The following is an 11,082-nucleotide window of genomic DNA, read 5'->3' as shown; positions in this document are numbered from 1 at the left end:
CCTGTTCGCGGCTGAGCATTCCCGGCTCGCCCTGCCGCTGTCCGCGACGGACGGCTGCCACCGCCCCGTCACCACCGATGGTGTGGCGTCGGCACCAACTGGTGACCGAACGCCGTGCGTCTCTGAGTGCAACCCCCACGTCTTGGGCAACGAGCCCGAATCGCAACTGGTCACGATATGTGGGGAGAAAACTCTCTAAGCAACGTAATCGCCTGTGCCACGCAAAACGCCCAGAAGGGACGAGAGGGGTGTTCAGGTCATACGCGGCGGGTTTGGCCTCCTTGATCGACTCGGGTTCGTGGAACTCGGGGCGTCCCGGTCGTGTGGACGGCGCGGTTTCCTGCAACCCGAGTCGATCAAGGCCGTGCGGGGATCGGTGTGGGCGGGACGCATGGTGCGGCCCGCGTCACCGCCACGGATCGGCGGGGACGCGGGCCGGTTGCGCCCGTCCGGTCGGTCAGCCCTTGGCCTGCGCCTGGAGCTGCCGGAGATTGTTCAGCTCGCTCTGCTGGGTGTTCTTCATGGTCTGGGCCACCCGTACGACCTCGGCGTTGTCGGTCTCGTCGAGCGCCGCGTCGATCATGTGGATGCCGCCCAGGTGGTGGTCGTACATCAGGGTCAGGAACTGCCTGTCGACCTCGATGCCCTGAGCGTTGCGCAGGGCGGTCATCTGCTGCGGCGTGGCCATGCCCGGCATCAGACCGTCCTTGACGGTGGCCCCGTCGGACATCCACGACATCGGCGGGTTCGACCCGGTCGGGCTGAGGCCCCACTCGCGCAGCCAGGTCTGCATCGCGCCGATCTCGCCCTGCTGCCCGGTGGCGATGTCCACGGCGATCTGCCGCACCTCGGGGAGGGTCGCCGACCGGTACGCGATCAGGCTCATCTCCACCGCCTGTGCGTGGTGGGTCGTCATGTCCCGGGCGAAGCCCGCCTCGACCGAGGCATCACCGGGTCGGGTGATCCGTGGGGTGAGCAGACCGCCCGCGTAGCCGAGGAGGAGCCCCACCACCAGCATGATCGCGAGCGCCAGGACGCCGTAGCGCGACGCCGGGGCCCGGCCGCCCTCGTCCGGGGCGGCCGGGATCTCGTCGTACTCGCTGTCGGTGGTCGCCGGAGCGGTCATTGCCGTCCTTACTGGGTGGGCTGCTGCTGGAGCTCACGCGGCGTGGTGCCGGTGGCGGTGATGCCGGTGTTGCAGAGCGCCGTCGGGCCCTCGACCGAGGCGTTCACCCGCAGGTCCTTGATGAACTCGTCGATCCGCGAGTCGTCGGCGTTGTCGAGCTTGAGCTGGTAGCCCCAGGCCTGCAGCGAGATCGGCTTGTCCAGGCCCTCGTACGGGCTCATCAGCATCTTCTCGACGCCGCGCACCTTGCCGGCGAGCTTGTCGACCTGGTCCTTGGGCAGGTCCGGGCGGTAGGTGACCCACACCGCGCCGTGCTCCAGGCTGTGCACCGCGTGCTCGCTGGCGATCGGGGCGTCGTAGACGTCGCCCATGCAGTTCTGCCAGGCGGCGTTGTGCACCCCGCCCACCGGCGGCGAGTACTTGTAGGTCAGCGGGCCCGACTTGTGCGACTCGTAGTCGAGGCTCGTCTTGTCGGTCTTGCGGATGTTGACGATGCCCTCGATGGCGTCGGCCCGCTTGTCCCAGGGCTTGGAGCCCTGGAACGACGCCCAGGCGCCGTAGCCGATGATGCCGGCCGCGAGCACGCCCACCGCGACGAAGAGCGCGATGGGGCCCCAGGCGCGGCCCTGGCTCACCTTGACCGGTGTGACCGGCTTGCGCGGGCCCTTGCCACCGGCCCGGGGGGAGCCCGCGGGCTTGCCGGAAGTGGCCTTCGCGCCGGACGCCGGCCGGCCCGCGGCCGGCTTCTTGCCGGTGCTGACCACGGTCGGGCGGCGCTCAGGGCCACCCGGGGTGCTGATGCTCATCGTGCCTCGTCAAGTCGGTCGGTCAGGGGAGTGGCGGGCCGGATGACGCGCAGGGGAGCCGCCGAGTGCCCGAGTCTACCCCCGATAACATGGTTGGGTGACTCCTGCAGAACTAGCCTCGGTCGTCCTTGCCGCCGCCCACGCCGTCTTCGAGCAGCGTGGGCTCGACCGCGCCGCGCTGCCGGCGAGCACTGTGGTGGAGCGACCGCGCAACCCCGAGCACGGCGACTACGCCTCGACGCTCGCGCTGCAGTTGAGCAAGAAGGTCGGCGTTCCGCCCCGGGATCTGGCGGGTGCCCTGGCGGACGAACTGAGCCGGGCGGAAGGTGTCAAATCGGTCGAGATCGCCGGGCCGGGCTTCCTGAACATCCGGCTCGACGCGGCGGCCGCCGGTCAGCTCGCCCGGGTGATCGTCGAGGCCGGCGCGGAGTACGGCCGCAGCGACCGGCTCGCCGGCGAAAAGATCAACCTGGAGTTCGTCTCGGCCAACCCGACCGGGCCGGTGCACATCGGTGGGGTTCGCTGGGCGGCCGTCGGTGACGCGCTGAGCCGGCTGCTGCGGGCCACCGGCGCCGACGTCGGCACCGAGTACTACTTCAACGACGCCGGTTCGCAGATCGACAGGTTCGCCCGGTCGCTGCTCGCCGCCGCCAAGGGTGAGCCGGCGCCGGAGGACGGCTACGGCGGGGCGTACATCGCCGAGATCGCCGCCGAGGTGCGGGCCCGCCGGCCGGAGGTGTCCTCGCTCGACGACGACGCCGCCCAGGAGGTCTTCCGGGTCGAGGGCGTCGCGCTGATGTTCGACGAGATCCGCTCCTCGCTGCGCGACTTCGGGGTGGAGTTCGACACCTACTTCAACGAGAAGGACCTGCACGACCGGGGTGAGCTCGACCTGGCGCTGAACCGGCTACGCGAGCAGGGGCACCTCTACGAGTCCGAGGGCGCCACCTGGCTGCGCACCACCGACTTCGGCGACGACAAGGACCGGGTGCTGCGCAAGTCCAACGGCGAGTGGACGTACTTCGCCGCGGACTGCGCCTACTACCTGGACAAGCGCGAGCGCGGCTTCGAGCGGGTCGTGATCATGCTGGGTGCCGACCACCACGGCTACATCGGCCGGATGAAGGCGATGTCCGCCTGCTTCGGCGACGACCCGGAGCGCAACCTGGAGATCCTCATCGGGCAGCTGGTCAACCTGCTGCGCGACGGCGCCCCGATGCGGATGAGCAAGCGGGCCGGCACCGTGATCACCCTGGAGGACCTGGTCGACGCGATCGGCGTGGACGCCTCCCGGTATGCGTTGGCCCGCTACTCCAGCGACTCCCCGATCGACATCGACATCGAGCTGTGGACCCGGGCGACCCGCGACAACCCGGTCTACTACGTGCAGTACGTGGCAGCCCGGACGGCGGGCGTGGCCCGCAACGCCGCCGAGGTGGGGCTGGTTCCGGGCGACGCCGACGCGTTCCGCCCCGAGCTGCTCGCCCACGAGAAGGAGAACGAGCTGCTCAAGGCGCTCGCCCAGTTCCCCGCGGTGGTGGCGACGGCCGCCGAGCTGCGGGAACCGCACCGGGTGGCCCGCTACCTGGAGGAGAGCGTCGCCGCCTCCTACCACCGCTTCTACGACAACTGCCGGGTGCTGCCGCTGGGCGACGAGGAGATCACCGACCTGCACCGCGCACGGCTCTGGCTCAACAACGCCACCCGCACGGTGATCGCCAACGGCCTGCACCTGCTCGGCGTCTCCGCACCCGAGAGGATGTGACATGAGGGCTCATGAGGCTGGTGCGCTGCACGCGGACATCAGCAACCAGGGGCCGGCCTGGCTGCGTACACCGGCCGACGTCAACGCCCTCGTGCCGGCGCTGTGGCCACGCAGCGTGACGCGCGGCGCGGACGGCGCGGTCGCCGTCGCGGGCCTCAGCGTCCGCGACATCGCGGCCGAGTTCGGCACCCCGGTGTACGTCCTCGACGAGGCCGACCTGCGCTCGCGCTGCCGCGACTTCCGGGCGGCCTTCCCGACCGAGGACATCTTCTACGCGGGCAAGGCGTTCCTCTGCCGGGCGGTGGTCCGGATGATCGCCGAGGAGGGGCTGTTCCTCGACGTCTGCACCGGCGGCGAGCTGGCCACCGCCCTGTCGGCCGGGATGCCGCCGGAGCGGATCGGCTTCCACGGCAACAACAAGTCGGTCGCCGAGCTGGGCCGGGCGCTGGACGCCGGGGTGGGCCGGATCATCGTCGACTCGTTCACCGAGATCGACCGGCTCACCACGCTGGCCCGCGAGCGCGGGGTCCGGCCCCGGGTGCTGGTCCGGGTCACCGTGGGCGTCGAGGCGCACACCCACGAGTTCATCGCCACCGCCCACGAGGACCAGAAGTTCGGCTTCTCCCTCGCGGGCGGTGCCGCAGCGACCGCCGCGTTCAAGATCCTCGACGAGGGCGTGCTGGAGCTGCGCGGCCTGCACTCGCACATCGGGTCGCAGATCTTCGACGCCAGCGGCTTCGAGGTCTCGGCCCGTCGGGTGCTCGCCCTGCAGGCGCAGATCCGCGACGCGCGCGGGGTGGAGCTGCCCGAGCTGGACCTGGGCGGCGGCTTCGGTATCGCGTACACCACCCAGGACGACCCGGCGACCCCGCAGGATCTGGCCAAGCGGCTTCGCAAGATCGTCGATTCGGAGTGCGCGGCGGAAAATCTGGCCGTGCCGCACCTGTCGATCGAGCCGGGCCGGGCCATCGTCGGCCCGTCCGTCTTCACCCTCTACGAGGTCGGCACGGTCAAGGACCTCGACGGCCTCCGGACGTACGTCAGCGTCGACGGCGGGATGAGCGACAACATCCGCACCGCCCTCTACGACGCGTCCTACTCGGCGACCCTGGCCTCGCGGGCCTCGACAGCGCAGCCGTTGCTCGCCCGCGTGGTGGGAAAGCACTGTGAGTCCGGGGACATCGTGGTGAAGGATGAATTCCTGCCCGCCGACGTGCAGCCCGGAGATCTTGTCGCAGTGCCCGGCACCGGTGCGTACTGCCGAAGCATGGCCAGCAACTACAACCATGTGCCCCGGCCACCGGTGGTCGCGGTGCGCGACGGCCAGGCGCGCCTGATCGTCCGGCGGGAAACCGAAGAGGACCTGCTCGCATTGGATGTTGGATGACGTCACCTGTGCGCTTGGCGCTGCTCGGCTGTGGCACTGTCGGCCAGGAGGTGGTCCGGCTGCTGCACGAGCAGTCGGCCGACCTCACCGCGCGGATCGGCGCCCCGCTGGAGATCGCCGGCATCGCCGTCCGTCGGCTCGGCCGCGACCGGGGTGACCTGCCGGTCGACGAGGACCTGTTCACCACCGACGCGCTCGGCCTGATCAAGCGCGACGACGTGGACGTGGTCATCGAGGTGGTCGGTGGCATCGAACCGGCCCGGAGTTGGCTGGTCGAGGCGTTGCGCGCCGGCAAGAGCGTGGTCACCGCCAACAAGGCGCTGCTGGCCGAGGACGGCGTGGCCCTGCACGAGGCGGCGGCCGAGGGCGGTGGCGACCTCTACTACGAGGCGTCCGTGGCCGGGGCCATCCCGCTGCTGCGCCCGCTACGGGAGTCGCTGCACGGCGATCGGATCAACCGGGTCACCGGCATCGTCAACGGCACCACCAACTTCATCCTCTCCGCGATGGACGCGACCGGCGCAGGCTTCGCCGAGGCCCTTGAAGAGGCCACCGCCCTGGGGTATGCGGAGGCCGATCCGACCGCCGACGTGGAGGGCTTCGACGCGGCGGCGAAGGCGGCGATCCTCGCCTCGCTGGCGTTCCACACCCGGGTCGGCGCCGCCGACGTGCACCGCGAGGGCATCACCGAGGTGACCGCCGCGGACATGGCCAGCGCCCAGGCGATGGGCTGCACGATCAAACTGCTCTGCATCGCGGCCAGGGGTGTCGACTCCACCGGCCAGGAGACGGTCAGCGTCCGGGTGCACCCGGCGATGATCCCGCGCAGCCACCCGCTGGCCAGCGTCGGGGACGCGTTCAACGCGGTCTTCGTGGAGGCCGACGCGGCCGGGCAGTTGATGTTCTACGGTCGGGGCGCCGGTGGCGCGCCCACCGCCAGCGCAGTGCTCGGTGACGTGGTCGCGGTGTCCCGCAACCGGCTCGCCGGGGTGCGCGCGGCCAGCGAGAGCGCGTACGCGGACCTCGCGGTCCGGCCGATGGGTGAGGCGCTGACCCGCTACCACGTGAGCCTCGACGTGGCCGACCGCCCGGGTGTGCTGGCGTCGGTGGCGAGCGTGTTCGCCCGGCACGACGTGTCGATCGCGACGGTGCGGCAGGGCTCGGCGGGTGGGCCGGCGGGCCGCGACGGCGACGCCGAGCTGGTCATCGTCACCCATGTGGCACCGGACGCCGCGCTCGCCGCGACCGTCGGCGAGCTGCGCGGTCTGGACATCGTCCGGTCGGTCACCAGTGTGCTGCGGGTCGAGGGCGGTGCCTGAGTCGTTGCATCATCGACGGGGCGGCGCGCGCGTCCCGCCAGGTGGGTAGGCGGGGGTGTGCCATTGACCACTCCAGCAGGCTGGTCCAAGGTGGCCCTGACAATCGGGCGGGCACGGCGGTAGAGGCGAGGAGAGCGACATGTGGCGGGGTCTGATCGAGGCGTACCGGGATCGGCTGCCGGTCACCGCGGCCACGCCGGTCGTCACGCTGCACGAGGGCAACACCCCGCTGTTGCCGGCGCCGGTGCTGTCCGCCCGGCTCGGTTGCGACGTGCACCTCAAGGTGGAGGGCGCCAACCCGACCGGCTCCTTCAAGGACCGGGGGATGACCCTCGCGGTGTCCAAGGCGGTCGAGGCCGGCAACAAGGCCATCATCTGCGCCTCCACCGGTAACACCAGCGCCTCCGCCGCGGCGTACGCGGCCCGGGCCGGGTTGACCTGCGCCGTGCTGGTGCCGCAGGGCAAGATCGCGTTGGGCAAGTTGGCCCAGGCGCTGGTGCACGGCGCGAAGCTGCTCCAGGTGAGCGGCAACTTCGACGACTGCCTCGCGACGGCCGCCAAGCTCGCCCAGGACTACCCGGTCGCGTTGGTCAACTCGGTCAACATCGACCGGCTGCACGGCCAGAAGACCGCGGCCTTCGAGATCGTCGAGGCGCTCGGCGACGCGCCCGACATCCACTGCCTGCCGGTCGGCAACGCCGGCAACATCTCCGCGTACTGGATGGGATACGCGGAGGATCGGGCCGCCGGTGCCACCACCCGCACCCCGAAGATGTACGGCTTCCAGGCGGCCGGGGCGGCCCCGATCGTGACCGGCCAGGTGGTGCCGGAGCCGTCCACCATCGCCACCGCGATCCGGATCGGCAACCCGGCGAGCTGGACCAAGGCACTGGATGCCCGAGACGCCTCCGGTGGCCTGATCGCGTCGGTGACCGACCGGGAGATCCTCTCCGCGTACCGTCTGCTCGCCCGTGAGGTGGGGGTCTTTGTCGAGCTGGGCAGCGCGGCCAGCGTGGCCGGCCTGTTGCAGCAGGCCGCGGCGGGCGCGGTGCCGCCCGGCTCCACAGTGGTCTGCACGGTGACCGGCCACGGGCTGAAGGACCCGGAGTGGGCGATTTCCACCGCACCGGCACCGGTGACCATCGCGAACGACCCGCTGGCCGCGGCGCGCGCCCTCGACCTGGCCTGAGCGCGCCGCCGTCCGGGCGTCTGTTCGACGGCGGGCAGCTGAACGGCGCGACGGCCCGGGGGCGGCGGGGGCCGAGGTATGCGAGTCCGGCACACTTTCGGGTATCCCCGCCCGCATTCTCGTTCAGGAGTGAGCCAGGCCGATGTCGCTGCTCGCCAGATTCAGCCTCGCCAACCGAGGGCTGATTGCCCTCATCGCGGTGGTGACCACGGTGTTCGGAGTGTTCGCCGTGCCGTCGCTGAAGCAGCAACTGCTGCCGTCGCTCGAGTTCCCGGCCGCGTTCATCGTGGCTCCCTTCCCCGGTGCCGGCCCCGAGATCGTCGAGTCGCAGGTGACCGAGCCGATCGAGAACGCCCTCCAGGGCATCCCGGGGCTGGACCAGGTCACCTCCACCTCCCGCGAGGGGGCGGCCACCGTCCAGGTGACGTACGAGTTCGGCACCGACCTCGACGACGTCGTCAACAAGATGCAGACCGCGTTGAGCCGGATCGACTCCCAACTGCCGGAGGGCGTCGACCCGCAGGTCATCGCGGGTAGCACCGACGACCTGCCGGCGGTGGTGCTGGCCGCGGCCGGCACCGCGGACGAGCGGGCGCTGGCCGAGAAGCTGCGCGCGACTGTGGTGCCGGAGCTGGAGGGCATCGAGGGGGTACGCACCGTCGAGGTGACCGGCACCCGCGACGACGTCGTGGTGGTCACCCCGGACCCGGCGAAGTTGGCCGCCGCGAAGATCCAGCCGACGGCGATCGGCGCGGCGCTGAAGACCAACGGCGTGGCGGTTCCGGCCGGCGCGGTGACCGACGGAGCGTTGGCCCTCCCGGTGCAGGTCGGCACGCCGATCGCCACCCTGGAGGAGCTGCGCGGCATCGTGGTCGTCCCGGCCGCGGCACCCGTTCGCCTCGGTGACGTGGCGACGGTCGAGCAGCAGCTCGCCCCGGCCACGGCGATCACCCGGACCAACGGCAAGGACAGCCTCGGTATCGCGGTCACCGCGGCACCGGACGGCAACGCCGTGGAGATCTCGCACGAGATCCGGGACCGGCTCGACGACCTGAAGGACGCCTCCGGCGCGGAGCTGACAGTGGTCTTCGACCAGGCGCCGTTCGTCGAGAAGTCGATCGAGTCGCTGACCACGGAGGGCCTGCTGGGCCTGGTGATGGCGGTCATCGTCATCCTGGTCTTCCTGCTGTCGGTGCGCTCGACGGTGGTCACCGCGGTCTCCATCCCGCTCTCCGTGCTGGTGGCGTTGATCGCCCTGTGGATCGGTGACTACTCGCTCAACCTGCTCACCCTCGGCGCGTTGACCATCGCGGTCGGTCGGGTGGTCGACGACTCGATCGTGGTGTTGGAGAACATCAAACGACACCTTGAGTACGGCGAGGAGAAACGGCACGCCATCATCACCGGCGTCCGGGAGGTCGCCGGTGCGGTGACCGCGTCGACCCTCACCACGGTGGCGGTGTTCGCGCCGATCGCGCTGGTCGGCGGGTTCGTGGGCCAGCTCTTCGCGCCGTTCGCGATCACCGTGACGGTGGCCCTGCTCGCCTCGCTGCTGGTGTCGCTGACAGTGATCCCGGTCCTCGCGTACTGGTTCCTCAAGCCGCGCGGCGGCACCGCTGACGACGAGGCGGTACGGCACGCGGCGGAGGAGAAGGAGCTGCGCAGCCCGTTGCAGCGGGCGTACCTGCCCGTGATCGGGTTCGCCACCGGCAAGCGGTCGACCCGTTGGATCACCGTCGGGCTCGGCCTGCTGGTTCTCTTCGGCACCTTCGGTCTGGCGCAGAAGTTGGAGACCAACTTCCTGGACGACTCCGGCCAGGACACCCTCAACATGAGCCAGGAGCTGCCGGCCGGCAGTGGCCTGGCGGCCACCGACGCGGCGGCCAAGCAGGTCGAGTCGGTGCTGTCGAACACCGACGGCGTCGAGACGTACCAGGTGACCGCCGGCGGTGGGGACAACCCGTGGGCGGGCGGCGGCGGCAACAACGTCGCCAGCTGGTCGCTGGCGCTCGACGGTGACACCGACGCGAAGCAGATGCGTGAGGTGCTGCGCAAGGAGTTCGACAAGCTCGGCGCCGGTGTGGGTGAGATCAGCTTCGGTGGCGGGCAGGAGGCGTCGACCAGCCAGCTGGAGGTGATCGTCCAGGCCAGCGACCCGGAGGCGCTGACCCGGGCCGCCGAGGAGGCGCGAGCCGCGATGGCCGGCCTGCCGGACGTCGAGGACGTCTCCACCAGCCTGGCCGCGCGGGTGCCGCGGGTCGACGTGGTGGTGGACCGGGTCGCCGCCGGTCGGGTCGGCCTCACCGAGGCCGCCGTGGGGCAGCTCGTGTCGCAGGCGTTCCGGGGAGCGCCGCTGGGTCAGGTCGCGCTCGACGGCCAGCAGCAGAACGTGGTGCTGCGGTTGGGCACGCAGCCGCCGATGACGGTGGAGGAGCTGCGGGCGCTGCCGGTTGGTCCGGTCAAGCTGGGCGACATCGCGCAGGTCACCCAGGGCGAGGGCCCGCAGCAGGTCACCCGCATCGACGGTGAGCGCAGCGTGTCGGTGACCGGCGCGGCGACCGGCTCGAACCTGGGCGCGACCAGCACCGAGTTGCAGAAGCGGCTGGACGGCCTCAACGTGCCGGGTGCGAGCTTCACCATCGGTGGTGTCAGCGCGGATCAGGCGGACGCCTTCGCGGACCTGGGCCTGGCGGTGCTGGCCGCGATCGCCATCGTCTTCCTGATCATGGTGGCCACGTTCCGTAGCCTCACTCAGGCGCTGATCCTGCTGATCTCCATCCCGTTCGCGTCGACCGGTGCCATCGGTCTGCTGTTGATCACCGGGACGGCGCTCGGTGTGCCGGCGCTGATCGGTGTGCTGATGCTGGTCGGCATCGTGGTGACCAACGCGATCGTGTTGCTCGACCTGATCAACCAGTACCGGGCGCAGGGCATGGGGGTCCGGGAAGCGGTGGTCGAGGGTGGCCGTCGCCGGCTGCGCCCGATCCTGATGACGGCGGTAGCGACGATCTTCGCGCTGCTGCCGATGGCGTTCGGGTTGACCGGTGAGGGCGGCTTCATCTCTCAGCCGCTGGCGGTCGTGGTGATCGGTGGTCTGCTCAGCTCGACGCTGCTCACGCTGATCCTGGTGCCGACGCTCTACACGATGGTGGAGCACACCAAGGAGTCGCTGCGGGCTCGGCGCGCACGACGGCGTTCCGGCGGGTCGGCGGTGACCACGACGACGGAGGCCGACGAGGCGCCAGCGCCGAACCAGGTCGCGGTGCCGAGCGGCGCACCCGCCCCGGTCGCGACCGAGGGTGTGCAGCCGGCCGCGCGACCCGCGCCGTCGGCCGCGCTGGTGGAGGGTACGGACCAGTTCGAGGTGCTGCGGTTGCCGCGTAGCCGTACCTCCCCGCTGCCTCCGGCGGAGCCGACCGAGTAGGTCGCAGAGCGGTTCGGAACGCCCCCGGCGGACTGTCGCCGGGGGCGTTCGCGGTTCATTCGACCG

General features: G+C 71.0%; 7 protein-coding genes and 1 pseudogene. 5 read left to right on the top strand and 3 right to left on the bottom strand.

Going from position 1 to position 11,082, the window contains the following annotated elements; genetic code table 11:
* The 3 genes and pseudogenes from ABZ749_RS18440 to ABZ749_RS18430 all read right to left on the bottom strand — a co-directional run.
* Window positions 1-139 (bottom strand): annotated as a pseudogene (locus ABZ749_RS18440) (winged helix-turn-helix domain-containing protein); the annotation flags it as partial.
* Between the two features lie 318 nt (window positions 140-457).
* Window positions 458-1,126 carry a DUF305 domain-containing protein gene (locus tag ABZ749_RS18435; protein WP_357229251.1) on the bottom strand — a complete coding sequence of 223 codons (669 nt, stop codon included), beginning with the start codon at window positions 1,124-1,126 and terminating at the stop codon, window positions 458-460.
* Window positions 1,127-1,134: 8 nt separating this feature from the next.
* A complete protein-coding gene (locus ABZ749_RS18430; protein ID WP_357229248.1) occupies window positions 1,135-1,932 on the bottom strand; it encodes a DUF3105 domain-containing protein in 798 nt (265 codons plus the stop codon).
* 97 nt (window positions 1,933-2,029) lie between these two features.
* Between ABZ749_RS18430 and argS the strand changes: the two genes are divergently transcribed.
* The 5 genes from argS to ABZ749_RS18405 all read left to right on the top strand — a co-directional run bounded on the left by argS (window position 2,030) and on the right by ABZ749_RS18405 (window position 11,016).
* A complete protein-coding gene (gene argS, locus ABZ749_RS18425) occupies window positions 2,030-3,697 on the top strand; it encodes an arginine--tRNA ligase (protein WP_357229246.1) in 1,668 nt (555 codons plus the stop codon).
* Window position 3,698: 1 nt separating this feature from the next.
* Complete coding sequence (lysA, locus tag ABZ749_RS18420) at window positions 3,699-5,084, top strand: diaminopimelate decarboxylase (protein ID WP_357229243.1); 1,386 nt, start codon at window positions 3,699-3,701, stop codon at window positions 5,082-5,084.
* Window positions 5,085-5,092: 8 nt separating this feature from the next.
* Complete coding sequence (locus ABZ749_RS18415; RefSeq protein ID WP_357195705.1) at window positions 5,093-6,403, top strand: homoserine dehydrogenase; 1,311 nt, start codon at window positions 5,093-5,095, stop codon at window positions 6,401-6,403.
* Between the two features lie 139 nt (window positions 6,404-6,542).
* Window positions 6,543-7,592: a threonine synthase gene (gene thrC, locus ABZ749_RS18410; protein ID WP_357229240.1), complete on the top strand. Its 1,050-nt coding sequence runs from the start codon at window positions 6,543-6,545 to the stop codon at window positions 7,590-7,592.
* A gap of 142 nt (window positions 7,593-7,734) precedes the next feature.
* Window positions 7,735-11,016, top strand: coding sequence for an efflux RND transporter permease subunit (locus ABZ749_RS18405; protein ID WP_357229237.1), 3,282 nt, complete (start codon window positions 7,735-7,737; stop codon window positions 11,014-11,016).
* Window positions 11,017-11,082: the final 66 nt, after the last annotated feature.

The organism is Micromonospora sp. NPDC047753 (assembly GCF_040642735.1).
Lineage (GTDB): Bacteria > Actinomycetota > Actinomycetes > Mycobacteriales > Micromonosporaceae > Micromonospora.
The sequence above is the reverse complement of the archived record's forward strand: the minus strand, read 5'-3'. Positions and strand labels throughout refer to the sequence as shown.

What these genes read in the sequence shown, in the direction of transcription:
- thrC (WP_357229240.1), top strand. Translation starts at nt 6,543, where the DNA reads ATGTGGCGGGGTCTGATCGAGGCGTACCGGGATCGGCTGCCGGTCACC.
- ABZ749_RS18430 (WP_357229248.1), bottom strand. Translation starts at nt 1,932, where the DNA reads ATGAGCATCAGCACCCCGGGTGGCCCTGAGCGCCGCCCGACCGTGGTC.
- ABZ749_RS18405 (WP_357229237.1), top strand. Translation starts at nt 7,735, where the DNA reads ATGTCGCTGCTCGCCAGATTCAGCCTCGCCAACCGAGGGCTGATTGCC.
- ABZ749_RS18435 (WP_357229251.1), bottom strand. Translation starts at nt 1,126, where the DNA reads ATGACCGCTCCGGCGACCACCGACAGCGAGTACGACGAGATCCCGGCC.
- lysA (WP_357229243.1), top strand. Translation starts at nt 3,699, where the DNA reads ATGAGGGCTCATGAGGCTGGTGCGCTGCACGCGGACATCAGCAACCAG.